The sequence below is a fragment of the Comamonas sp. B-9 genome (genome assembly GCF_000410635.1).
In the GTDB taxonomy this organism is placed as follows: Bacteria; Pseudomonadota; Gammaproteobacteria; order Burkholderiales; family Burkholderiaceae_C; genus Comamonas.
Map to the genome: position 1 here is coordinate 2,529 of NZ_KE148597.1, position 24,802 is coordinate 27,330.

The 24,802-nt window shown below is 64.8% G+C and carries 20 protein-coding genes and 1 pseudogene; 4 read left to right on the forward strand and 17 right to left on the reverse strand.

Features of this window, described 5'->3' with window-relative positions:
• Positions 1 to 276 (reverse strand): annotated as a pseudogene (locus H928_RS33450) (iron ABC transporter permease); the annotation flags it as partial.
• Between the two features lie 253 nt (positions 277 to 529).
• On the opposite strand from H928_RS33450, the gene H928_RS0115210 reads away from it, so the two are divergent.
• Complete coding sequence (locus H928_RS0115210) at positions 530 to 1,573, forward strand: ABC transporter ATP-binding protein (RefSeq protein WP_021027278.1); 1,044 nt, start codon at positions 530 to 532, stop codon at positions 1,571 to 1,573.
• Between the two features lie 64 nt (positions 1,574 to 1,637).
• Here H928_RS0115210 and H928_RS0115215 read toward each other — a convergent pair whose 3' ends face one another.
• The 8 genes from H928_RS0115215 to H928_RS0115250 all read right to left on the reverse strand — a co-directional run bounded on the left by H928_RS0115215 (position 1,638) and on the right by H928_RS0115250 (position 13,630).
• On the reverse strand, positions 1,638 to 2,393 hold the full coding sequence (locus H928_RS0115215; protein WP_021027279.1) for a 1-acyl-sn-glycerol-3-phosphate acyltransferase: 756 nt from the start codon (positions 2,391 to 2,393) through the stop codon (positions 1,638 to 1,640).
• A gap of 29 nt (positions 2,394 to 2,422) precedes the next feature.
• Positions 2,423 to 2,872: a Holliday junction resolvase RuvX gene (gene ruvX / locus H928_RS0115220; RefSeq protein WP_021027280.1), complete on the reverse strand. Its 450-nt coding sequence runs from the start codon at positions 2,870 to 2,872 to the stop codon at positions 2,423 to 2,425.
• Positions 2,869 to 3,477 (reverse strand): YqgE/AlgH family protein, encoded by a 609-nt coding sequence (locus H928_RS0115225; protein WP_021027281.1) that lies wholly within the window; start codon positions 3,475 to 3,477, stop codon positions 2,869 to 2,871. Before H928_RS0115225 ends, ruvX begins: the two co-directional genes overlap by 4 nt.
• 121 nt (positions 3,478 to 3,598) lie before the next feature.
• Positions 3,599 to 9,865, reverse strand: coding sequence for an Hpt domain-containing protein (locus H928_RS28095; RefSeq protein ID WP_306729947.1), 6,267 nt, complete (start codon positions 9,863 to 9,865; stop codon positions 3,599 to 3,601).
• A 166-nt stretch (positions 9,866 to 10,031) separates the two neighbouring features.
• Entirely contained in the window at positions 10,032 to 12,299 is a 2,268-nt protein-coding gene (locus tag H928_RS0115235; protein WP_021027283.1) for a methyl-accepting chemotaxis protein, read from the reverse strand.
• Between the two features lie 38 nt (positions 12,300 to 12,337).
• Positions 12,338 to 12,865, reverse strand: a complete 528-nt coding sequence (locus H928_RS0115240) for a chemotaxis protein CheW (protein WP_021027284.1) — start codon at positions 12,863 to 12,865, stop codon at positions 12,338 to 12,340.
• 3 nt (positions 12,866 to 12,868) lie between these two features.
• A complete protein-coding gene (locus tag H928_RS0115245; RefSeq protein WP_021027285.1) occupies positions 12,869 to 13,234 on the reverse strand; it encodes a PleD family two-component system response regulator in 366 nt (121 codons plus the stop codon).
• A 9-nt stretch (positions 13,235 to 13,243) separates the two neighbouring features.
• Positions 13,244 to 13,630, reverse strand: a complete 387-nt coding sequence (locus H928_RS0115250; protein WP_021027286.1) for a PleD family two-component system response regulator — start codon at positions 13,628 to 13,630, stop codon at positions 13,244 to 13,246.
• Positions 13,631 to 13,935: 305 nt separating this feature from the next.
• On the opposite strand from H928_RS0115250, the gene H928_RS0115255 reads away from it, so the two are divergent.
• Complete coding sequence (locus H928_RS0115255) at positions 13,936 to 14,850, forward strand: bifunctional hydroxymethylpyrimidine kinase/phosphomethylpyrimidine kinase (RefSeq protein ID WP_027010983.1); 915 nt, start codon at positions 13,936 to 13,938, stop codon at positions 14,848 to 14,850.
• 118 nt (positions 14,851 to 14,968) lie between these two features.
• The gene (gene hemL / locus H928_RS0115260) at positions 14,969 to 16,267 is read left to right on the forward strand and encodes a glutamate-1-semialdehyde 2,1-aminomutase (protein ID WP_021027288.1); all 1,299 of its coding nucleotides are present in this window, start codon (positions 14,969 to 14,971) and stop codon (positions 16,265 to 16,267) included.
• Between the two features lie 87 nt (positions 16,268 to 16,354).
• Here the strand turns inward: hemL and H928_RS0115265 are convergent, their stop codons facing one another.
• The 5 genes from H928_RS0115265 to dusB form a co-directional block, all read right to left on the reverse strand.
• Positions 16,355 to 17,065 (reverse strand): Bax inhibitor-1 family protein, encoded by a 711-nt coding sequence (locus tag H928_RS0115265; RefSeq protein ID WP_021027289.1) that lies wholly within the window; start codon positions 17,063 to 17,065, stop codon positions 16,355 to 16,357.
• Between the two features lie 146 nt (positions 17,066 to 17,211).
• Entirely contained in the window at positions 17,212 to 17,700 is a 489-nt protein-coding gene (locus H928_RS0115270) for a c-type cytochrome (RefSeq protein WP_021027290.1), read from the reverse strand.
• A 105-nt stretch (positions 17,701 to 17,805) separates the two neighbouring features.
• Positions 17,806 to 19,404, reverse strand: coding sequence for a bifunctional phosphoribosylaminoimidazolecarboxamide formyltransferase/IMP cyclohydrolase (gene purH / locus H928_RS0115275; protein ID WP_027010984.1), 1,599 nt, complete (start codon positions 19,402 to 19,404; stop codon positions 17,806 to 17,808).
• A 78-nt stretch (positions 19,405 to 19,482) separates the two neighbouring features.
• Positions 19,483 to 19,716 carry a Fis family transcriptional regulator gene (locus H928_RS0115280; protein ID WP_021027292.1) on the reverse strand — a complete coding sequence of 78 codons (234 nt, stop codon included), beginning with the start codon at positions 19,714 to 19,716 and terminating at the stop codon, positions 19,483 to 19,485.
• Entirely contained in the window at positions 19,713 to 20,786 is a 1,074-nt protein-coding gene (dusB, locus tag H928_RS0115285; protein ID WP_021027293.1) for a tRNA dihydrouridine synthase DusB, read from the reverse strand. Before dusB ends, H928_RS0115280 begins: the two co-directional genes overlap by 4 nt.
• Before the next feature lie 323 nt (positions 20,787 to 21,109).
• Between dusB and H928_RS0115290 the strand changes: the two genes are divergently transcribed.
• Positions 21,110 to 21,643: a YqaA family protein gene (locus H928_RS0115290; RefSeq protein WP_021027294.1), complete on the forward strand. Its 534-nt coding sequence runs from the start codon at positions 21,110 to 21,112 to the stop codon at positions 21,641 to 21,643.
• A 34-nt stretch (positions 21,644 to 21,677) separates the two neighbouring features.
• Here H928_RS0115290 and H928_RS0115295 read toward each other — a convergent pair whose 3' ends face one another.
• The 3 genes from H928_RS0115295 to H928_RS0115305 form a co-directional block, all read right to left on the reverse strand.
• Complete coding sequence (locus tag H928_RS0115295) at positions 21,678 to 22,670, reverse strand: tripartite tricarboxylate transporter substrate binding protein (RefSeq protein ID WP_027010987.1); 993 nt, start codon at positions 22,668 to 22,670, stop codon at positions 21,678 to 21,680.
• Between the two features lie 51 nt (positions 22,671 to 22,721).
• On the reverse strand, positions 22,722 to 23,591 hold the full coding sequence (nadC, locus tag H928_RS0115300; RefSeq protein ID WP_027010988.1) for a carboxylating nicotinate-nucleotide diphosphorylase: 870 nt from the start codon (positions 23,589 to 23,591) through the stop codon (positions 22,722 to 22,724).
• 149 nt (positions 23,592 to 23,740) lie between these two features.
• Complete coding sequence (locus H928_RS0115305) at positions 23,741 to 24,652, reverse strand: membrane protein (protein ID WP_027010989.1); 912 nt, start codon at positions 24,650 to 24,652, stop codon at positions 23,741 to 23,743.
• Positions 24,653 to 24,802: the final 150 nt, after the last annotated feature.

Genomic DNA, 24,802 nt, shown 5'->3' on the forward strand with positions numbered 1-24,802 from the left:
GGTCTTGCGGCCGCGAAAATCGAACAAGGTCACCACCGCCGCGCACAAGCTGCCCAGCACCGCCGCGCCCAGCGCCACCATCAGGCCCAGCGCCACCGTAGTGCGGATATAGCCAGGCAGCACCGTGGCAAACATCTCGCGCACCACGGCAAAGGCATCGGCGTCATTGCCCGCCCCGGGCAGCCAGGCGCTAAAGACCGTGAGCACCGGCAACACCAACACCAGGGCAATGGCTACGAGCAGCAGCTGACGACGGAAGCGGGCAAGGTTTTGCAAATGCGAATCACTGACGGGCCAAAAGCTGGCGATTCTACCTGCGCCCTTGCGAAGGATCCTCTGCATAAATCCCTGCCATGGCATGAACGCGGTCTCGGGCGATCCGCTGCGTTGTCTCCCTTGTCAATAGCTACGGCTATTGGCTGCAAAAGACGCCTTGCGGCTCATCCCGATCCGCGTCCATTCCATCGGGCGAGGGTTATGCAAAGCATCCTTATGCCCTTGCCATTGGGCGGCCCTCTACAATGCCGCCATGTTTCTTGAGGTCTCCCAACTGAATGTGCGCTACGCCGGGCGCCCCCAGCCTGCCGTGGCGCAGGTGTCTTTACAGCTGCAAGCTGGCGATATCGGAGTGCTGATTGGCCCCTCGGGCTGCGGCAAGACCACCTTGCTGCGCGCCGTGGCCGGGCTAGAGCCCATCAGCGGCGGTGAGATCCGCCTGCAAGGCCAGGTGGTCAGCAGCACCAGCACCAGCCTGCCGCCCGAAAAGCGCCGCATCGGCATGGTGTTCCAGGACTACGCCCTCTTCCCGCATTTGAGCGTCGGCAAGAATGTGGCCTTTGGCATCCACCAGCGGCCCAAGGCCGAGCAACAGGCGCGCGTGCAAGAGGTGCTGCGTCTGGTGGGACTGGAGAACAGCGCTGCGCGCTACCCGCATGAGCTCTCGGGCGGCCAGCAGCAGCGCGTGGCGCTGGCCCGGGCGCTGGCACCCGAGCCGCAGCTGATGCTGCTCGATGAGCCCTTCTCCAACCTCGATGTGGACCTGCGCGAGCGCCTGGCCCATGAGCTGCGCGACATCCTCAAGGCCGCGCGGGCGACCGCCCTCTTCGTCACCCATGACCAGCTCGAAGCCTTTGCGATTGGCGACCAGATCGGCGTGATCGAAAGCGGCCATCTGCACCAATGGGCCGATGCCACGACCCTGTTCCAAAAGCCGGCGAGCCGCTTTGTGGCCAACTTTATCGGCCATGGCAGCCTGCTGCCGGCCAGCCCAGTTTCGTCTGCGCAAGGCTGGCAGCTCGACACGCCCCTCGGTGCGATTGCGACGCCTGAGGCCCCAGAGGCCTGCGATGTGCTGCTGCGCGCCAGCGAGGTGGTGTTTGATGCGGACTCGCCCTACCGGGCCACCTTGCTGCGCAAATCTTTTCGGGGATCGCAGTTTTTGTACACCTTGCAGCTGCCCAGCCAGCAGCTGGTCTACGCCCAAGTCTCCAGCCAGCTGCAGCACAGGGTGGGCGAGAGCATTGGCCTGCGCGCCCAGCCCGAGCACCTGGTCTGCTTCGCGCCCGAGCACTGAGAACCTGTTCAAAGACTCAAGCCCCGTTACGCGCGGGTCTCAAGCCCAGCAAATCTCGTCCGTATCAGCGCTGCACCTGGCGCAATTGGTCCACTGCTGCCTGCAGCTCGGCCGACCAGTCGCGCCGGTTGCGGCCTGCGCTGCTTTGCGGCTCGCCATAGTTGAGCTGGGCCACCAGCGGCGGGGCCGTCACCGTGCGCCAGATGGAGCCCAGCAGGCTCTCATCGCCGACATAGCTGGGGGCGCTGCTCATGCGGCCGCTGTGCTTGTCGTAAAAGCACAGGCCCAGCGGCAGCACCGGGGCCTCAGCGGCAATCGCCGATTGCAGCAAGTTTGCATGGAAGGGCAGCAGCTGCTGGCCATCACCGGTCGTGCCTTCGGGAAACACGGCAACCATATCGCCGTTGCGCATGGCCTCTTCCATGCGGCTGACGGTGCGCATCGCATCGCGCCGGGAGTTGCGCTCGATGAACAAGGTGCCCGCAGCGCTGGCCAGCCCGCCAATCACCGGCCAGGCCTTGACATCGGACTTGGAGACAAAGCGGCAATGCTTGGCCGCATGGATGGCCGGAATATCGAGCCAGGACAGGTGGTTGGCAACAATCAGCAAGGGGCCCTGCTGGGGCACGGTGCCCAGCACGCGCAGCTCGATGCCGCTCAGCTGCAATAGCTTGCCGGCCCAGCGCTCCACCGCCCGGTTGCGCTCCGCATGGCCCAGGCGGCCAAACGTGCGCCAGATGGTGATGACACCGACAACGATATGCAGGCCCAGCCGCGCCAGGCGCAGCAGGCCGATGAAAGAACGGGTCAGTGCTTGCATGGATGGGTCAGAAGCGGTCTTGGTGGCCTTCAGGTCGTGGTGCCCAGATCGGGCACATCCAGACTGCGCATGAACTGTTCAAGAATGATGCAGGCCGAGGCCGCATCGGCATCGCGCGCGCCATTGGCCAGCGCTTCGGTGGTGCTGTAGCGCTCGTCCACCTCAAACACCAGCAGGCCAAAGCGCCCCCGCAGCTGGCGCGCAAAACGCAGCGCCAGCGCCGTGTTCTCATGGGCGGCGCCATCGGGGTGAAAGGGAATGCCGACCACCAGCGCATCGGGCTGCCACTGTGCGATCAGGCTCTCCATCGGGGTGAAGCGGGCCTTTCCTTCGGCGTTGATCGTCGGCAGCGGCCGGGCCGTGCCCAGCATGCGGGTGCCAAAGGCGGCACCGGTGCGCTTCATGCCAAAGTCAAAAGCGATAAAGCTTTGCATGCGCGCCGCCTCGGCCAGCAAAGGCTTGGTGGCCGCGTCCGTCATGCGCGGCCTGCGGCGGCAGACAGCGCCCAGGGCTGCACGCCCAGCAGCGCCAGCGCGGTGTCATAGCGCTCGGCCACGGGCGTGTCAAAAATCACGCCGGCATCGGCATGCACCGTGAGCCAGGCGTTTTCGGTGATCTCCGACTCCAGCTGGCCTTCGCCCCAGGTCGAGTAGCCCAGCGAAACCAGCACCCGGTGCGGGCCGGCGCCGGTGGACAGCGCTTCGAGCACATCGCGCGAGGTGGTCATCTCCAGCCCGCCAGGAATGGTCAGGGTGGCCGAGTACGCCGACTCGTCGGCAGCACCCGACTCGATCACGATCCGGTCGTGCAGCACAAAGCCGCGCTCGGTGTGCACCGGGCCGCCCTGGAACACGGGCTCGAGCTCCAGGTCCTCGCGGCGCAGCGGCAGGTCGACCTTGTCAAACAGCTTGCCCATCGTGATGTCCGAGGGCTTGTTGATGATGATGCCCAGCGCGCCTTTTTCGCTGTGCTCACACACATAGACCACGCTGCGGCCAAACATCTCGTCTTGCATGCCAGGCATTGCAATCAGAAAGTGGTGGGTGAGGTTCATGGTCCCGGAAGTGTCAGTCTCAGCGCTCATGGAACCATTGTACGGGCAGGCTGCCGCCCTTTTGTCTGCACAGCCCTCTGCATGCGCTGCCTGGCGCGCATAAAAAAGGGCTGCCCGCAGGCAGCCCTTCTGGCCGGAGCCCTCCACCCGATCAGTGCAGCGTGCCGGCGTCGGCCGCCTTGATCTCGTGGTCCAGCACGCACTGGCGGACCAGCGAGAGCAGCACCTCGTCGGCATAGGGCTTGCCCAGGTAGTGGTCCACGCCCAGGCTGGCGGCGTGCTCGCGGTGCTTGTCGGCAATGCGCGAGGTGATCATCACCACCGGCAGGTCCTTCATCGCCGCATCGGCACGGATCTCGCGCACCAGCTCGAAGCCGTCCATGCGCGGCATCTCGATGTCCGACAGCACCATGACCGGGCGCTCTTCGCGCAGACGGTCCAGTGCCTGCAGGCCATCGGCAGCCAGCGCCACGCGGTAGCCTTCGCGCTGCAGCAGGCGCTGCGTCACGCGGCGCACGGTGATGGAGTCGTCGACCACCAGCACCAACGGCGTCTGCACCACTTGCTCGGCCAGCTCGCGCACCGGCGCCTTGGCCACCTCGGGGCGCACGGCCGCCTGGGCAATGCGCTCGGCGATCTGATCGCCATAGACGGTGTACAAGGCCACCGGGTTGTAGATCAGCACAATCGCGCCCGATGCCAGCACCGACATGCCTGCCAGGCCTGGCAAACGCGCCAGCTGCGGGCCCAGGTTCTTGACCACGACTTCCTGGTTGCCCAGCACTTCATCGACGTGAACCGCCACGCGCTTGGTCGCCGAGCGCAGGATCACCACCGCACTGGTCTTCTCCGGCTCCTCGTTGCTGCGCAGGTTGCCCTGCAGCAGCGCGCCGGCAAAGTAGAACGGCAGCTCCTGCTCGTTGTCGGTGTAGATATTGTTGCCATGGGCCTGCTCGATCAGGGCCTTGGGCACGCGCCGCACATACTCCACCAGGTTGGCCGGTACGCCGAACTTGATGTCGCCCGCGCGCATCATCACCACCTGGGTGACGGCGGTGGTCAGCGGCATCACCATCTGGAAGCGCGTGCCCTTGCCCGTCTCTGAGGTGGTCACGATGTGGCCACCGAGCGACTGGATCTCGGTGCGCACCACGTCCATGCCGATACCGCGGCCCGAAAGCTCGGACACCTCAGAGGCGGTGGAGAAGCCCGGTGCAAAAATCAGCTGCGCGGCCTGGTCCACATCGAGCGGCTCGTCAGCCGTGATCAGGCCCAACTGCACCGCCTTGCGGCGAATCGCATCGAGCTGCAGGCCGGCGCCGTCGTCGTGGATGGACACGGCGATATCGTTGCCTTCCTGGCGCACATCGATGGCGATGATGCCTACCGGCTGCTTGCCCTGGGCCTTGCGCTCCTCGGGCGTCTCGATACCGTGCGCCACGCTGTTGCGCAGCAAGTGCTCGAACGCCGGGGTCACCCGGTCCAGAACGCCACGGTCGATCTCGATCGAGGCGCCGGTGATGTCGAGCTTGACCTGCTTGCCCAGCTCCTTGGAGATCTGGCGCACGATCGCATACAGACGCTCGGAGATGGAGTCGAATTCCACCATGCGCGTGCGCAGCAGGTCGCGCTGCAGCTCACGGGCCTGGCGGCCCTGGGCAATCAGGTCGTCTTCGGCGCCTTCGGCAGTACGTTGCAGGTTGCGCTGCACCGTGCCCACGTCGTTGACCGACTCGGCCATCATGCGGGTGAGTTCCTGCACGCGGGTGAAGCGGTCGAACTCCAGCGGGTCAAAGCCCGAGTCCGAATCCTTGGCCAGCGCCATGCGCGACTGCATCTGCGACTCGGCCTGCATCTCCACATCGCGCAGCAAGGTGCGCAAGCGCTCCAGGTTGCTTGACATGTCCTTAATGGACGAGCGGATGTTGCTCAGGCGCATATCGAGGCGCGAGCGTGCAATCAGCCCCTCGCCCGCCTCGTTGACCAGGCGGTCGAGCAGCTGCGAGCGCACACGCACCGACTGGCCAGCAGCGGCACGCACCGGCGCCATGCGCAGCATCAGCGGCTTGTGCTGGACGCCAGCGCCTGCATCGGCCGCATCCGCCGCTTGCGCAGCCTGCTCGGCACCAGCGCTTTCCTGCGCAGCGGGGGTGCTGGCGGCCACTTCGGCCACCACTTCGCCCATCTCGGTCGAAGCTGGCACCTGCTGGGGCAAGGCGCCTTCTGCCAGCACCTGGTTGCCGCGCTCTTGCAGGCCGACAAACTCGTGCTGCAGGCCGTCGTAGCGCGCCAGCAGAATTTCGATGTCCTGGCTGGTCAGGTTTTCCGTGCCGATGTCCTCGACCTCGGACTCCATGCGGTGCGACATCTCGCCCAGGCGCATTGCGCCCGCCAGCCGTGCACTGCCCTTGAGGGTGTGCAGATGGCGCAGCACTTCGCCGCGTGGCGGCAGGTACTGCGGGTCGGCCGACCATTCCCGCAAGGCCGCGCCCAGCTTGGGCAGCAGCTCCTGCGCTTCTTCCTCGAAGATCAGGAACAGGTCCGGGTCGATGACGTCGACCACTTCGATCGCATCGTCGTTGCGCAGCTCCAGCACATCAGGCAACGCGGCCGTGGATACCGCCGCCACTGGCGCAAACGTGCGCACCGGCGCGGGCGCTGCGGCTGCGTGCTCATGCAGCTCGGCCAGGCCCGAGGGCTCGGCGTCGAACTCGGCCAGGCCATAAGGCGGGTGCAGCTGCGAGTTGATTTCCTGGTTGGCGATATCGACCAGGTCCTGCACGACGATCTCGCTGGCGGGTTTGACAAAACCAGCCGCCAGTTGGTGCAGCAGCTTGCGAATCTCCGAGCCCGCCGCCTGGCAGGTATTGAGCCAGGAGACCTCCGGGTTGGAGAAATTGTGGATATGGGAGAGCGCGTGCTCCAGCGCACGTGCCAGTTCGGACAGCGAGCCAAAGCCCACCGTGGACGAGCTGCCCGCCAGCGAATGGGCATAGGCAATCGCATCTTCGGGGAAGTTACGGTTGGGCGCCTGGGCCCAGGCATACAGCACCTTCTCAAGGTTGTGCGACCAGTTCTCCGCTTCTGCCAGGTAGACGTTGAAGAGCGCGGTACTCACGCCCAGCACATTGGTCACCTCGGCAGGCTCCTCGGTGTCTGCCACGGCCGGGGCTGCCGGGGCGGTCTCCTGCACCAGCGCTGCTACCAAAGCTTCGGGCTGCACAGGCACTTCGGGTGCTTCCTGCGCCGCAGGCACTTCAGCAGGGGCTTCTGGTTCGGCGGGAGCTTCCAGGTCGGCGACGGCTTCGGGCTCCTGCACAGCGGCAGGGGCCAGCGCTTCGCCCAGGCTTTCTGCCGGGGTGTCCACCTGCTGCGCTTGCTCGGGCTCTGCAACGGGCGGGGTTTCCACCGCGTCCGTGGCCACCGCAGGCAGCACCAGGTCAGCGGGCACTTCCAGCAGGGTCTGGGGCTCGGCCACCGGCTCCTCGGGCAGCGCCTCCAGCTCGGGCAGCATGGTGTCTGCAAACTCTATGGAGTCAAAAGCGGTAGCGGCAGGCTGCGCCGGTGGCGCAGTTGGCTCGGGGACAAGGGGCAGCTCCACCAGGTCCAGCGAAGGCAGCTCCAGCGGCAAGCGGGTCGGGGCGGGATCGAGCTTGGCCACCTCGTCCTCGGCCACAAATTCCAGGCCGGCATCCATCGAGACAAAGTCCAGCGCGCTGTCATGCGGCTGCAGCGACTCGGGCGCTTGCGCCTCGCTCGTCTTGGCCTCGGCACTGGCCATGGCCTGCGCAAACTCGGAGAAGTCCACTTCCTCGGCGCTCTCTGGCGCCATGGCCAGCGGCACCAGGCCCGAAGGCGTAGTGAGCGCGGGCGCAGGCTCCAGTGCAGCGGGCGGATCGAGCTCCAGGTCGATGCCGTCGAGCGGCCAGACCAGCGCAGGCGTTGCCTCGGCTTGGGCCACCGGCGCGGGGGCATCGCCCTCCGCGGGCAGCTCCAGCTCGGCCAGGGCCTGGGCAGTCTCTACCGCATCTGGGGCGTCGGCCTCCAGCGCCATCTGCTGCGTATCGTGCGGCCATTCCTCGGCCTCGGGCGCCTGGCCTGGCTCGGCGGGCACCACCAGTGGCAGGGGCAGGCCATCGATGCGCATGGCATCGGCCGAGATGCGGAAGATCTCGGGGTTCCAGGTGGACTGGCGCTGCGCGCCAATGTCCTCGGCCCAGCGGCCAAAGCCGGTCAGTGCCTCGGCGCTCAGCGCCAGCAGCGGCGCATTGGCCGGCTTGTGCTCGGCCAGCCAGCTGTTGAGCACCTGCTCCATCGACCAGGCGGCATCGCCATACTGGACCAGCCCAACCATGCGGGAGCTGCCCTTGAGCGTGTGGAAGGCGCGGCGCAGGGTCGTCAAGGCCTCGGCGTCGGCCGCATCGCGGCGCAAGGACTGCAGTGCCTGGCCGCCGGTCTGCACGACCGACTGGGCCTCTTCCAAGAAGATGTCCAGCAGCTCTTCGTCCAGCGATTCTTCCGAAACCTCTGGCTGCGCGGGCGCCGCCACCGGCGCTGCGGTTGCGGCGGCCGGTGCCGGGCTGGGCGTAAAAAACTGCAGATCGGGCGCGAGCACCGCAGGCGCCTTCGGCGCCGGAGCGGGGCTGGCATCGAACAGCGGCGCCGGAATGGTGGGCGCAAAGTAGACGGAATCGTCTTCCGGCTCGTCGGGCACCGCAGGCGCTGCGACCGGCGCTGCCGCCACAGGCACGGGGGCAGGCGCGACATCGCCGGCCTTTTGCGTGCCCATCACAATGCGCAGCTCGCCGCTGGTCGCATCAAACACAAAGAGCTTGCGCGCCAAGGTGCGCTGGTAGCCCAGCATGTCGAGCAGAAAGCCCAGTGCGCCCAGGCTGTTGCCCAGCTTTTCAAAGACGACCGGCTTGTCCTCGTCGGCCACCGGGCCGGCCGCGAGCTGGTCCACCACGGTGCGCAGGTGCTGCGTGGCGGCGACGGCCTGGTCCAGGCCCAGCACCGACAGCACGCCGCGCATCTGCGACAGCGAACCGGTGACGGTGCCCAGCATCGAGACATCGTCAGGGTTGCGGAAATACTGGTCCAGGTGCTTTTCGGCCTCGGCCAAGGTGGAGTGCAGTTCATCGACCACGCTGCCCATGGTCTGGTGGTCGCTGACGCGGCGGTACAGCTCCTCGACCCAGGTCTCCAGCGGCTCGGGCGGCTGGTCGGCCAGCACATGGTCCAGGCGCTGCGCCAGGCGGTCGGCGCGCTCGCGCATCAGCGCGGGCTTGACATCGAGCGACTCCAGGTTGGCCTGCAGGTACAGCACGGCGGTGGCCACTTCCATGGCCATCGGCGTCGACGGTGGCGTGCTGGTGCTCACCAGCCGCTCGGTGACGCGGCCCAGCGCTGCACCCAGCTCGTCGGCACCGATATGCAGCTTGTGCAGCGATTCGCGGATCAGGTGGAACTGGTCGGCAACCGGCTTGATCTTGTAGCGGTCGCCATCGGCGAGCGACGACCACAGCTCGGCAGCAGACTCCAGGCGCTTGCGCGCCTGCGCCAGCACGGCCGGGTCATACTGGCCAAAGCGCTCCTGGCCGTAGTTGACGCCTTGCAGCGCGTCGGTCTGCAGGCTGACACGCACGGCTTGCAGCACCGCGGCCTTGGCCTCATCGGGGCCCTGGGCCACGGCACAGAAAAAATTCAGCTCATGCTGCAGGCCCTGGTCCACATCGCTGCCACCCTTGGCATGCGCTGCGAACTGCATGATGACCCGCGACGCCGAGCGTTTCACATAGAGGTCGGGGTCGAGCAACTTGTACGCGAGCGCGTCAAAGAAGCCTGCGGCCACCTTCCAGAACAGTTTCAGCGGCTTTTGCGTCTGGCCCTGGGCCAAGCCCAGGCAGACGGCCGTCAAATCCTGCGCGGCGCGGCTGTCGGCAGACTTGATGATCTGCAGCATGTCCGAGTCCAGGCGCTCACGCGCGCTGCGGTCCAGCGGCAGTGCAGCGACTGCCGGGGTCAGCGGCTCCTGCTGCGCCTGGTCGCCATGCCACAGGTCGGCCGGGTGGACGCGCTCCACGCCGGCAAAGGCCTGCATCTCTTTGTATTGCGGAAACAAGGCCACAAAGGAGACATTGCGGCCCTTGAGCACATGGCTCAGGTACTCCAGCAGCGCAAACGAGGTCTTCTCCATCAGCGCCACCGATTTCTCGGTGCACAGATGGGGCTTGGCCGCAAAGCGCTGCGCTGCCACTTCCATCAAACCCACCAGCTCGGCGGCCTGGTCGACACCCACCATCTGCAAGGCACCCTTGACCTGGTGCAGGTACTGCTTGGCCACGCGGATGCCGGTGTTGTCGATCGCCTCCAGATCCGATACCTTGGCCGCTTCCACATCCCGGCTGTAGCGAAGCAATGCCTTGACCGTGGATTCCAATGACCGGCGTACCTCGTCATTGATCCACGCCAATGGCCCGAGATCCCTCTCTTCTGTTGGCTGTGCGTTTTCCGCTTTATTTTCAATAGCTATAGACATGCAACAGTCCCCGATTGCGGGTCAAAATTAAACAGCAGGCATGGGGTCAGGCAATCTTGAACCGAGACACCGACTGGCGCAGTTCCTCGGCCATTTGCGACAGCTCACGCACCTGCTGCGCCGTGGTACGGGTGCCATCACTGGTCTGCTCCGTCACCGCAAAAATATGCTGGATATTCTCCGCCACATCATTGGCCTGAACGGCTTCATCGGACGCGGAACGCGAAATCTGTTGAATCAGATCTGCCAGCTCACGCGACACACGGTCAATCTCCGCCAGTGCCGTACCGGCGCTGTCTGACAGACGGGCCCCTTCCACCACACCCTGGGTCGAGCGCTCCATAGCGGCCACCGCGTCCTGGGTGTCGGTCTGAATGGCCTTCACCAGCACCGAGATCTGGCGCGTTGCATCGGCAGAACGTTCAGCCAGGCGCTGCACTTCTTCGGCCACCACCGAGAAGCCGCGACCGGCTTCACCAGCGGACGCCGCCTGAATGGCCGCGTTCAACGCCAGCACGTTGGTCTGTTCGGTAATGTCCGAGATCAGGTCGGTAATTTCACCAATCTCCTGCGAGGACTCGCCCAGGCGCTTGATACGCTTGGAGGTGTCCTGGATCTGGTCACGGATGGAGTTCATACCACCGATCGCGTTTTCCACGGCCTGCAGACCGGACTCGGCAGCCATCAGCGACTTGCGCGCCACCGAGGCCGATTCCTGCGCCTGCGAGGACACGAGGTTAATACGGGTTGCCATGTCCAGAATGGACTTGCCGGTTTCGCGAATCTCGCGCAGCTGCTCGGTCGAGGCGGCCAGCAGTTCGGTCGAGGTGGAATCCACCGTCGACGTGGTTTGCGCCACGCGGGTCGCCGTGTTCTGCACGCTGCCCACCAGCATGCGCAGCTCTTCCACCGTGTAGTTCACCGAGTCGGCAATCGCGCCGGTGATGTCCTCGGTCACGGTCGCTTCCTGGGTCAGATCCCCTTCAGCGACGGACTGCAACTCGTTCATCAGGCGCAAAATAGCGGCCTGGTTGGCGTCGTTGAGGCGCTTGGCCTCCTGCTCCTGGCGCGTGGCTTCTTGCTGCAGCGATTCGGCAGAGCGGCGGCGGTTCAAGCTGTCTGCCAGCTGCAGACGCACCAGGCCCCAGACACCCAGGCCCACCAGCAAGGCGGCCAGCACAATGCCCACCAGGTACAGCCAGACGCGGTCGGACCAGCTGTTCAGGTCAGCCTGCAGCACTTCCAGGCCCTTGCGCAGCGGATCGCTGGCCGACTGGATCGAGACTTCGGCCTCACGGGCCTCCGAGATGCCCTTGAGGTTGCTCAGCACCGAGGAGCCGTCCTTCAGGGTGATGTCGTACTGGGCCGACAGCTCCAGCAGCTTGTCGCGCACGGCGCCGTCACGGGCAGGGCTCAGGCGCAGCTCGGCGCTGCCATTGAGCAGACCGGCGACGATTTCCTTGAAGGTGTTCAAGTCCTTGCCCAGCAGGAACACCGCTTCGGCGTTCGCACCCGAGGCGCTTTGGAAGTCGTTGGCCGACTTGCCGATACGCTGGGTCAGCATGGCCAGCTGGCTGGCGGCGGCAATTTCAGCGGTCGGTGCCGCTTGCTGCAGCTTCAGGCTCACCACCGCCTCGCTCAGCTCCAGCAGGGTCTGGGTGTTCTTGTGAATAGCCTGCAAGTCCTTGTTCATCGCGACCAGCGAGGCCTTTTGCTTGACCACCGCATCGCTCTTGCTGGCGGTGCGGTCCGAGGCTTCCACCAGCGGTGCCAGCACCTCGGCGTAGGAGCTGCCCAGCGCCTTGATGGCCGGGTCGTCCGAGCCCATGTTCAGGCCGTCGATGTTCTTTTTCAGAATCGACGAGGCTTCTGCCACTTCGACAAAGGCCTGCTCGTTACCGTTGACGGCCTGGCCCACCGATTTGGCCAGACGCTGCGACTGGGTCAGGGCCTGGCCGGTCGCGGCCAGCTGGCCACCGGTGGTGCGCGACTGCAAAATCGCCCACACCGCCAGGCCAAAGAACACCACCAGACCGACGACCACGATGGTCAGCAAGGTCTTCTGGTGCTTGGCAGCCGGAGCAGCGCCCAGGATGGGCAAGGTCACCAGGTCTTCGCTGGCGGTATCGCCTTCGACCAGCTGGGCCATGTAATCGTCCTGCACCGCAGCGCCCGAGGCGCTTGCCGCCGTCTTGGCGGGCGGCAGGCCGTCGCCGGTCGAACCTTCGGAGAGCATCACCTGGTCACCATCTGGGAAGATGCTGACACCTGGGTCTGCCACGTCTTCTTTACGTTTGAATAGTTTGTTGAACATACAAATACCGAAAAGGATGAAGCCGCGGAAGCCCCGCACTAAACCGTGATATCGAGAAAATCGGGCGCATTGGCCAGCAGCTGCAGGTTGAGTTCCTGCCACTGCTCGCCATTGGCGGATAGGTAGAGCGCACCAAAAAATTCCGGCGCATCGGCCGGTTTGTCTTTGGATTGCGAGAAATCATTGCTGCCGCGCAAGCCTTCGAGCTGCTCGACAAACAGTGCGGCATTGACGCCCATCATGGGGTTGAGCGCGACCACCGAGGCCCCGGCAAACACCTGCTCACTGCGCGCGACGGGCAGGCCCAACATGCGGGCCAAATCCACCACCGTCAACAAAATACCCCGGATGCTGGTCACGCCAAGCATCCAGGGTTTGGTGTAGGGTACAGGCTCCACCCCGCTCCAGCCCAGCACTTCGCCAGACTGGCTCAAAGGCAGCAGAAAGTTCTTGCCACTGATCTTGACGGCCAACCACGAGGCACCTACTGCGGTCTGGTTGCGTGCCTGGCTCAAACGATCGGCCAGCCGGGTTTGCAGCTCTCGCAAGTCTTCGCGCTGTGCCATGCCTTATCCCAGTGCCTCGATCTTGGCCTTGAGCTCGGCCGGATCCACCGGCTTGGTCACATAGCCACGCGCGCCCTGGCGCATGCCCCAGACCCGGTCGGTTTCCTGGTTCTTGCTGGTGCACATGATGATCGGGATATCCGCATACTCGGGGCTGCGGGTGATCAGACGGGTCAGCTGAAAGCCGTTCTGTCCGGGCATCACCACGTCCATCAGAATCAGGTCAGGGCGGTCTTCCGACAGGCGCAGCATCGCCTCGTCCGAGTTTTGCGCAGTGCGCACCACCATACCCTGGCGAACAAGCAGATCGCTCAAAAACATCAATTCAGTTTTTGAGTCATCAACGATAAGAACTTTTTGAATAGGCACGACCCCTCCTTAACGCTCGGCAACGAAACGTCCGACGGTTTCCAGTAATTGATCTTTGGTAAATGGCTTGGTGAGGTAGTCTTCACACCCCACCATTCGTCCCCGGGCCTTGTCAAAGACGCCGTCCTTGGACGACAACATGACCACGGGTGTCGATGCAAAAGCATCATTGCGCTTGACGATGGCGCAGGTTTGGTAGCCGTCCAGTTTTGGCATCAGGATGTCGCAAAACACCATGTCCGGCTTGAAATCGTTGATTTTGGAGAGGGCGTCGAAGCCGTCTTCGGCAAGCAGCACCTCGTAGCCGCCCTGCTTCAGAAAAATCTCAGCACTTCTGCGAATGGTATTGCTGTCGTCGACCACCAATACCTTGAAGTTGTCTGCGGAAACTGTCACCGGCCACCCTCCTCATTGCATGTCATGAAATGTGAATGCACGCGGCAGCCAAGGCTGACAAAGCCCCTCCCACCCGTTTGCATTGAACACATACGCCCTATGGCAATTTTTCTTTCGACGAATCCGCATGTGCTGGAGATGCATTTTGCACCACAGCGCGTACACTGCACCCGTCGTCCCTGCTCCTAATTTTGAAAAGCTTACAGAGGCTTTACATAGAATGCAACGATTGTAGCTTTTCAACACAGATTTAACGGTGATTCCCGTACCAATGTGCCCTATCTCGTTGACCTATGACATCCTCCTTGACAAACCAGCCAGAATCCAGCCCCAGTGAGAGCACATTGGCAGCCACCATCGATACCGCCAGTATCCTGTGCATCAATGCCAACGACCCCAGTGGCGCAGGCGGCACCAATGCCGATGCGCTGGCCGTGGCCTCGATGGGCGGGCACCCTTGCACCGTGGTGACCGGTGCCCTGATCCGTGACACCCTCGACACCATCGACTTTTACCCGCTGTCCGATGATGCGGTACAACAACAGGCGCAGACGGTGTTACAGGACATTCCGATCCGCGCGATCAAATTGGGCTTTCTGGGCTCGATTGAAAATGTACGCGTGTGTGCAGAAGTAACCAACGACTACCCAGATGTGCCGGTGGTAGCCTATGTCGCCGGCATGGCCTGGTGGGACAGCGAGCTGATCGACGACTACCTGGACGCCTACCAGGAGCTGCTGCTGCCCCAGGTGACCGTGCTGGTCGGGGCTTATGGGCTGCTGTGGCGCTGGCTGCTGCCCGAGCGCACCTCCGAGCACCGCCCCAGCCCCCGCGACCTGGCCAAGGCCGCGGCCGACCACGGCGTGCCCTTTGTGCTGGTGACCGGCATCCCCACCCCTGACCAGCATGTGGAAAACGTGCTTGCCTCGGCCGACACCATCTATGGCAGCGGCGAGTTCGAGCTGTTCGAGACCGAATTCATCGGCGCGGGCGACACCCTGAGCGCCGCCCTCACGGCCTTGCTGGCCACCGAGGTGCCCCTGAGCGATGCCACGGCAGAAGCGATGACCTACCTGGACAAATGCCTCGAAGGCGGCCTGCGCCCCGGCATGGGCAAGACCGTGCCTGACCGATTGTTCTGGGTGCATGCCGATGATGAAGACGAAGACGAGAGCGAAGCGGGCGACGAGGGTGGCGATATCGATACCCGCCCGCTCTAAAACCTGTTCAAAGAATCGGTTCAAAAGCCTGCGCATTCCAGTGCAGTGAATACCGGATTGACAGCCCCAAGCGCCCGCTTGGCCGACAATCCAAGGCCAGTGTAGATGTGAGCCCCTTATGACGATCGATAAAAACGCCCAGTTGTTTGAACGTGCCCGCCAGGTGATTCCCGGCGGCGTGAACTCGCCCGTGCGGGCCTTCAATGCGGTGGGCGGCACGCCGGCCTTCATTGCCCGCGCCCAGGGCGCGCACCTGTTTGATGCCAATGACAAGCAGTATGTGGACTACATCGGCTCCTGGGGCCCGATGATTCTGGGCCATGGCCATCCGCAGGTGCTGAGCGCCGTGCAGGCCGCGCTGCTCGAAGGCTTCTCCTTCGGCGCGCCGACCGAGCGCGAGATTGCGCTGTCCGAAGCCATCTTGAAGCTGATGCCGTCGATGGACATGGTGCGCCTGGTCAGCTCCGGCACCGAAGCGGGCATGAGTGCGATCCGCCTGGCGCGCGGCTTTACCGGCCGCAACAAGATCATCAAGTTCAACGGCTGCTACCACGGCCACGCCGATGCGCTGCTGGTCAAGGCCGGCTCGGGCCTGGCCACCTTTGGCGCCTCGTCCTCGGCAGGCGTGCCCGACCATGTGGTGCAGGACACCATCGTGCTGGAGTACAACGACATTGCCCAGCTCGAAGAGGCCTTTGCCAAGTACGACGGCCAGATCGCCTGCGTGATCATGGAGCCCATTGCCGGCAACATGAACTTTGTGCGCGCCAGCACCGCCTTTACCCGCCGCATCAGCGAGCTGACCAAGGAGCATGGCGCGCTGCTGATCTACGACGAGGTGATGACCGGCTTCCGTGTGGCCCTGGGCAGCGCGCAGAGCCTGTATGCGCAGCAGATCCCCGGCTTCAAGCCCGACATCACCGTGCTGGGCAAGGTGATTGGCGGCGGCATGCCGATGGCCGCCTTTGGCGCGCGCCGCGAGATCATGGAAAAGCTCTCGCCTCTGGGCCCGGTCTACCAGGCCGGCACCCTGTCGGGCAACCCCATTGCCACCGCCTGTGGCCTGCAGACGCTGGCGCTGATCAGCCAGCCGGGCTTCCATGAAGCGCTGCATGCCAAGACCGGCCAGCTGATGGCCGGCCTCAAGGCCGAGGCCGATGCCGCCGGCGTGCCCTTCAGCGTGGACCACCAGGGCGGCCTGTTCGGCTTCTTCCTGCTGCCCGAGCTGCCCAGCCACTACGAGGCGGTGATGAAGAGCGACAAGCCGCTGTTCAACAAGTTCTTCCACGGCATGCTCGCGCGCGGCCACTACTTTGCGCCTGCGCTGTACGAGGCTGGCTTTGTCAGCAGCGCGCACAGCGATGCCGACATCCAGTCCACCATCGAAGCGGCCCGCGAAGTCTTCAAGACCTTGTAAGCAACGCCCCCCTCCTCCGCCAGCGCTTCTGGCGGGCATAAAAAAACCTCGGCATGCCGAGGTTTTTTTGTGGTCTGTCGCAGGCGATCAGTCGTCGCTGCCACCCAGTTGCATGATCAGACGCAGCACATACCAGAACAGCAGCGCCACCGATGCGAACAGGTGCAGGGCCGCGCCAGCGGGGCGGTCTGCGGGGTAGTGGCGCATGATCTGCGAGGTGTCATACAGCACGCAAGCGCCGGCAAACAGCACCATCGCGCCAGAGAACCAGATGCCCAGCTTGAAGCCGAACACGACGCCGGCCAGGATGATACCGATGGCCACCAGGCCACCGATCTTCAGGAAGCCGCCCAGGAAGGAGAAGTCCTTCTTGCTGGTGAAGGCCGTGAAGGTCAGGCCCGCGACCAGTGCCAGCGTGGCAACCGATGCCGCCTGGATGGAGCCCGGAGCAATGATGCTGGCCATCGCCAGCATCGGCGCGAAAATGAGCGACTCGGCAAACACAAAGCCGCCCAGCGCCAGGTACTGCACGCCGGTGCTTTCCGAATTGTCCGCCGCGTTGGTGGCGAGCCAGCCCACCACCATGAAGGCGCCCATCACCGCGAGCCAGCCCCATTTGCTGACACCCAGCATCTTGAGCATCGCAAACGATGCGCCGCTGGCGTAGAGGCCAAACGACAGCACGGCAAAAGCCAAGATGGCTACGGCCAGATGGCTGTAAGCCGCCTTGATGAATTGGCCACGGCTGTTTGCCTCGGCCAGGCCACCGCCGTGTCCGGCGTATTCGGGATAGTTCATGCGTCCTCCTTCAGGTCTATGTCGGAGCAGTATCGCAGATTTGCTTTACAAAGCTGGGCCTTTCCAGGCCCTGCCTACGGGCATTGCCGCCGGGCACAAAAAAGCCCGCGTAGAAGCGGGCTCCAGAGCATCGCTGCAGCAGGCCATCAAGGCGGGCTGGCGGCCGGCGTCTTGGCGGGGCTGAGCGCCATCAGCCAGCCGGCCATCAGCTCGGCCTGCTCCTGCGTGACCTGCGGGTGGCGCGGCATCACAATGCGGCCCCATTCGCCCACGCTGCCTTCGCGGATCTTGCCGGCCAGGTAGGGCACGGCATCGTCGCGGCCCGCATAGCGCTTGGCGATGTTGCGAAAGCCGGGACCCACCACATCGAGCTCCATCGTGTGGCAGCGCATGCAGTCGCTGCTGCGGGTGACCAGCTCACGCCCCTTTTGCAGCTGCGGGCTGGCTTCGATCAGGCGGTCAGCGGCCGTCACGTCGGGCTTGGGCCGGATGATCAGCCGCCCGATATTGAACATGCCCAGGCCCACCACCAGCGCAAATGCGACGATCAGCACGCCGAGCCAGCGCGAACGGCGTGGCGCTTCGTTGTCCTCATCGGGGTTGGGGGCGGGGTCTGGGTGCTGCGAATCGCTCATGCTGGAATCGGCCCGGGGGCCAGCGCTGGAAACGGGCCGGCGAACGCGCAGGTTCGCGGCCCTGGGTGAAAAGCGGCAGCGCCCTGGCAGGCGCCGCCTGTGCCATCAATGGCGGAAGTGGCGCACGCCGGTGAACACCATGGCCACGCCGCGCTCATTGGCGGCATCGATCACTTCCTGGTCGCGCATCGAGCCACCAGGCTGGGCCACGCAGGTGGCACCGGCATCGACCACCACATCCAGGCCGTCACGGAAGGGGAAGAAGGCATCGGACGCCACAACGGTGTTCTGCAGCGACAGCTTGGCCGCTTCCGCCTTGATCGACGCGATACGGGCCGAATCCAGGCGCGACATCTGGCCCGCACCCACGCCCATGGTCATGCCGTTCTTGCAGAACACGATGGCATTGGACTTGACGAACTTGGCTACCTTCCAGGCAAACAGCAGGTCCTGCAGTTCTTGCGGGGTCGGCTGCTTGACGGTCACCACCTTCAGATCCGCCAGTTGCAGCTCGTGGTTGTCGGCCGATTGCAGCAGGATGCCCGAGCCCACGCGCTTGGATTCAATGGCGTTGCGGCCCTGCTCCCAGTCGCTGTTGCCGCCAGCGGGCAGTGCAATCTTCATCAGGCGCACATTGACCTTGGACTTGAAGATCTCCAGCGCCTCGGCGCTGAACTCAGGGGCCATCAGCACTTCGACGAACTGCTTGGACACGGCCTCGGCCGCTGCCTTGTCGACTGCGCGGTTGAAGGCGATGATGCCGCCAAAAGCGCTGGTCGGGTCGGTCTGGAAGGCCTTGTAGTAGGCTTCAAATGCATCGGCACCCACGGCCACGCCGCAGGGGTTGGCGTGCTTGACGATCACGCAGGCCGGCACCTCGAAGCTCTTGACGCATTCCCAGGCCGCATCGGCATCGGCGATGTTGTTGTAGCTCAGCTCCTTGCCTTGCAGCTGCACGCCCGTGGCCAGCGAGCCGGGTGCGGGGTACAGATCGCGGTACCAGGCCGCTTGCTGGTGGCTGTTTTCGCCATAGCGCAGGTCCTGGATCTTGATGAACTGGCTGTTGCTCTGGCCGGGGAAGGCGGCGCGCTCGGGCACGTATTCTTCCGACAGCTTTTCGTCTTCGAAGCTGACCGACGACAGGTAGTTGCTGATCGCGCCGTCGTACTGGCTGATGCGGTTGAAAGCAGCCACCGACAGCGCAAAGCGCAGTTGGTTGCTCAGCTTGCCACCGGCCTTCAGCTCGGCGAGCACCGCGTCGTACTGGTCGGCGGCGGTGATCACGCCCACATCCTTCCAGTTCTTGGCGGCCGAGCGCACCATCGCCGGGCCACCAATGTCGATGTTCTCGATCGCATCGGCCAAGGTGCAGCCGGCCTTGGCAACGGTCGCTTCAAAGGGGTAGAGGTTCACCACCAGCAGGTCGATGGTCTCGATGCCGTGTTCCTTCAGTGCGGCCATGTGCTCGGGCAGGTCGCGGCGGGCCAGCAGGCCGCCGTGCACCATGGGGTGCAGGGTCTTGACGCGGCCATCGAGCATCTCGGGGAAGCGGGTGACCTCGGCCACCTCGGTCACGGGCAGGCCCTTGTCGGCCAGCAGCTTGGCGGTACCACCGGTGGACAGCAGCTGCACGCCCAGCGCATGCAGGGCCTGGGCAAACTCGACAATACCGGTTTTGTCGGAAACGGAAATCAGGGCTTTCATGTCAATCACTTCAAAGATAGAAACAGGCTTGTGCCGCATGCGCAGCGGGCGCAAGCAGCACTGAAATCAGGGCGCGAGTCAGAGCATCTTGTGCTCGACCAGCTTCTTGCGCAGCGTGTTGCGGTTCAGGCCCAGCCATTCGGCGGCCCGTGACTGGTTGTTGTCGGCGTGGTTCATCACCACCTCCAGCATCGGGCGCTCCACCATGCGCACCACCATCTCGTACACGCGGTCCGGCACCTCGCCTTCCAGATCCTGAAAATAGGTCTGCAGGCTGTCCCGCACGGACTGCTCAATCGTCGTCTTACTCATACAAAGTCATCACTCATTGTTGTTGCTTGGGCCATCGCACTCCCGCTGGCCTCTGGTGCTGGTGCCATGCCAGGCAGCCGGTCCATCTGTTGCCCCAGGGCTAACAGGTAATCGGCTACGGCCTGCCATTGCGCCGCACTGTTGTCAATCACATTCATCTCGCGCCGAAACGCATCGCCCCCTGGCAGATCGCGCACATACCAGGCAATGTGCTTGCGCGCCGAGCGCACGCCCGTGCTCTCGCCGTACAGCGCGTAGTGGTCCTGCAGGTGCTCGAGCAGATGGCGGCGCAGCTCGGCCACCAAGGGGGGCGCTAGCAGCTCCCCCGTCTGCAGAAAATGCACGATCTCGCGAAAAATCCAGGGGCGGCCCTGGGCCGCCCGTCCCACCATCACCGCGTCCGCACCAGTGAAGGCCAGCACATCGCGTGCCTTGGCCGGGCTGGTGATATCGCCATTGGCAACCACCGGCACCGACACCGCCTGCTTGACGGCACGGATCGTGTCGTACTCGGCCAGGCCCCGGTAGCCCTGCTCGCGCGTGCGGCCATGCACGGTGAGCATCTGGATGCCCGCCTGCTCGAACTGGCGCGCCAGCTGCACGGCATTCTTGTGGTCATCGCTCCAGCCGGTGCGCATCTTCAAGGTCACCGGCACGCCATGGGGGGCGGCAGCCTCCACCACGGCTGCAGCAATCTCGACGGCCAGCGGCTCGTTTTGCATCAGCGCAGAACCTGCCCATTTGTTGCAGACCTTCTTGGCCGGGCAACCCATGTTGATGTCGATGATCTGCGCGCCGCGCTCGATGTTGTAGACCGCCGCCTCGGCCATCATCGGCGCGTCGGTGCCTGCGATCTGCACGGAGATCGGGCCGGGCTCGCCGGCATGGTTGGCGCGGCGGCTGGTCTTGAGGCTGTCCCACAGGTCCTTGCGGCTGGTCACCATCTCGCTGACCGCATACCCCGCCCCCAGCGCCTTGCACAGCTGGCGAAAAGGCCGGTCCGTCACGCCCGCCATGGGCGCCACAAACACGTTGTTGGCCAGAGTATAGGGACCGATACGAACGGACATGGAATGCAAAAAGCGAGCACTTCGCCACCGAAGTGCTGGTTGTTGTGGTGAGGGGAAGGGGCAGATTGTACTGCTTAAAAAAGTAGCAAACATCCAATCTACCCGCTTGACATTTGGGAATGCCCAAAAAATGGGCGACGGGGCGCCCGCTGGCGACGCCCCAGAGAAGCCCCAAAGGCGCGCTTGGCAGCCGCAGTGAGCGCTCCAGCGCCTCGGCCGCAAGCGCTTGTCCAGATGGCATTTTTCGGCCTCTTGGCTGACACGGCAGCGGCCCACGGCGCCGCTGGCGGGGGGGGCCCCCCCCAGCCGCTACACTGGCAGCCATGGAAGCTTGGATTCAACAGTTGCTGACATGGCTGGCCCTGCCGCAGTTCGGGCTCAGTACGGTCTTTATCGTGGCCCTGATCTCGGCCACCTTGCTGCCGCTCGGCTCCGAGCCCGCTGTGGCCGGCCTGCTACACCTCAATCCCGATCTGTTCTGGCAGGCCATCTTGGTGGCTACCGCCGGCAATACCCTGGGCGGCGCCATCAGCTGGTGGACCGGCGCACTGGCCCGCACCGCCTGGTACAAGGCACGCAGCCTGCATAAGGTTGGGCTTGACCCCGCAGACCCCAGCCAGCCCCCTGCGCCACCCAACAAGCAAAGCCGCCACCAGCGCATGGCCCGCATCTGGCTGCGCAAGTTTGGCGCCAAGGCCTGCCTGCTCAGTTGGCTGCCCATCGTCGGTGATCCGCTCTGCGCCGTGGCCGGCTGGCTGCGCCTGCCATTCTGGCCCTGCGTGTTCTATATGGCGGTGGGCAAGTTTTTGCGCTACCTGGTGATGACGGCCACCATTTTGCATTTCTGGCCTTCGTGAAGTCGCGCTGAGCCCGGCGCCCACCTCTGCCGCACTAATCCACCCTCAGGCCCAGCTGCTGCGCCACGGCCGCATAGCGGTCTATGTCGCTGGTGATCACCCGCCCAAACTCAGCCGCACTCTGCTGCACCGGCGTGTAGCCTTGATCGCGCAGCCACTGCTGCATCGCAGGCTCGGCCAGGATCTGCGCCAGCTCCGCATGCATGTGCTGCACGACCGCATCGCTGGTGGCGGCAGGCGCCAACAGACCATGCCACTGCTCCACGCTGAAACCGGCTGCACCTTGCTCGGCCACAGTGGCAACCTGGGGCCACTGCGCCAGGCGCTGGGGCGCAGTGATGGCAATGGCGCGCACACGGCCGGCCTCGATCAGCGGCGCTGCGCTGCTGGCGGTGACCATGCCCATGGCGACCTGGCCAGCGGCCACGGCGGTAATGGCCGGCCCGCAGCCCTTGTAGGGCACATGCTGCAAATGCAGCTGCGCGGCCTGGGCCAGCATTTCACCGGCCAGGTGCTGTGGCGTGCCATTGCCGCAAGAGGCAAACGGCAGCTGCAGCCGCTGCGCCGAGGCGCGCACATCGGCCAGGTTGTGCAGCGCGCTGGCCTGCGGCACCACCAGCACCGAGGCGATCGTGCCCACATTGAACACGGCCTTGAAATCCTGGCGCGGGTCAAAATCGAGCTGGCGGTAGACGGCCGGGTTGATCGCGAAGGAGCTGTTCACCATCAGCCAGCTGCTGCCATCGCCCGGGGCCTGCGCCACATGGCGCGCGCCAATATTGCCGCTGGCCCCGGGGCGGTTTTCCACCACCACGGTCTGGCCGCTGCGCTGCTGCAAGGCGGCGCCCAGTTTGCGCGCGAGCAAATCCGTGCCGCCGCCGGGCGGAAAGGTCACGACGATGGTGATGGGCTTGTCAAAGCGGGCGGCGGCCATGCTGCTGCCGCCCAGCCACAGGCCAGCTGCAATGCAGGCCACAGTGGCGCTGGCAACCCACCACCAGGAAAAGCGTCGGAAAACTCGGGGCATCACAGGCCTCCTTCCAGGTTATGCCAGGTGTTCGGGGGATTGAGGGCCAGCTCAGGCATCCAGGCCAATATCGAGCACCTTGGCGCTGTGCGTGAGCCAGCCCACTGCGATCTGGTCCACCCCGGTGGCGGCCACCTGGGGCGCCGTCTCGGGCGTGATGCGGCCCGAGGCCTCGGTGACGGCCTTGCCCCGGCACATGGCCACTGCCGTGCGCAGGGTCTCCAGGTCCATGTTGTCCAGCAGCACCACATCCACCCCCAGCTGCAATGCGGCATCGAGCTGCGCGAGCGTGTCCACCTCGAGCTCGATCTTGACCATATGACCGACGCCCGCCCGGGCGCGGCCCACGGCGGTGGCCACATCGCCAGCCAGCGCAATGTGGTTGTCCTTGATCAACACGGCGTCATCCAGCCCAAAGCGGTGGTTGCTGCCGCCGCCCACGCGCACGGCATACTTTTGCAGCGCACGCAGCCCTGGCATGGTCTTGCGCGTGCAGGTCACCCGCGTGCCATAGGGCTGGATGGCCTGGGCTATCGAATAGGTGGCGCTGGCCACACCGCTCAAATGGCAGAGGTAGTTCAGCGCCGTGCGCTCGGCCGTCAGGATCGCCCGGCTCTTGCCGTGGATGCGGGCGATCTCCATGCCCGGCGCCAGCACCGTGCCATCACCGCACAGCGGCTCAAACACGAGACCGCTGTCGAGCAGATGAAAGGCCAGCCGCGCCAGATCCAGCCCCGCCAGCACGCCCGCTTGCCGCGCGACCAGGCGCAGGCTGTCTCTGGCGTCAGCCGGCACTATCGTGTCGGTCGTCAGGTCACCGGCGCGGCCCAGGTCTTCGAGCAGCGCCATGCGCACCAGCGGCTCCAGCATCACATCGGGCAAAGGAGGAACTGGCAGCGCAGCAGTGTGATTAATGCTCATTTTGAGTATATATAGAGTAAAAAAGGGGTACGCCACCCTTGTAGCAGTCGCACGGGGATTTATGCTAAACCTGAGCATAAGTACTGTCAAGCGCTGAAGCCTGGGGACCTGTCACCTGCGCTCAGGCCTTCAAAGAGGGATTGGGGTGGTCAGCCGCGTGCCAGCGGCAGCTTGTTGCCCGCCACTGCCCGCTCCACCAGCACATTGCGGCGAAAGCGAAACAGCTTGGCGGGCCGGCCTGCGCCCTGGCTGCTGATCTCGCCGGTCTCTTCCACCAGCGCCTGCTGCTCGATCAGGCGGCGAAAGTTTTGCTTGTGCAGGCTGCGCCCGGCCAGCGCTTCCACGGTCTGCTGCAGCTGCAGCAACGAGAAACTGCCGGCCATCAGCTCGAACACCACCGGGCGGTACTTGATCTTGGCCCGCAACCGCGCCATGCCGGTGGCCAGAATGCGGCGGTGGTCATTGCGCATCGCCGTTCCCAGCAAGGTCTGGCCTTGGGGGGCCGCCATGCCATCGCGCCAGGCCTCAGCCACCAGGCCCGCTTCAAACAACAGCTCATAGCGCTGCAGCACCAGCTCTTCGTTCCAATCGCTGCCCTCCAGGCCGAAAGTCACACAGGCCCGCTCCCAGCGTGCGCTGGCCGCCGCCTTGCCCGTTGCCTGCGCAGCCCAGGCCTGCAAGGCGGGCGCAATGCGCTGGCCCAGCATCGCCGGCGCGCCACTGCGCCAGTCCTCCCAGGGGAAATAGCGGTACCAGTCCTGCCAGCCCGGCTGGGCCTGGCCGGCATCGTCCAGCTCGCGCGTCAATGCCAGGTAGCTGATGGAGATGGCCCGCATACCCAGCTCCTGCGAGCGGTCGCGGTCGGCAAAGGTGTAGAGCTGCTCGACAAAACCCAGCGGGTGGTGGGTCTGCGTCTCCACCCAGGCGCGCAGGCTGGCCTGCAGCGAGCGGTGGTTGGCGGTAAAAGGCCCCGCAGGCAGCGTCTCGCCCGCCTGCGTGGTCAATATGCGCGGCTGCCCGCCCGTCACCGCCACCAGCACCGCCACCAGATCGGCCTGCACCGAATGCTGCTCGCGCTCGGCGGCGCTTTGCGCAAGGGGCGCGGGCGCAGCAGTGGCTTGTGTGTTGGCGGCAGGTGGGGTCACCAAAGGGGGCTTTCAAGAATCAATGGACGGGGCTGCACTTGCAGCGACCGCCAACGGGGCCGCTAT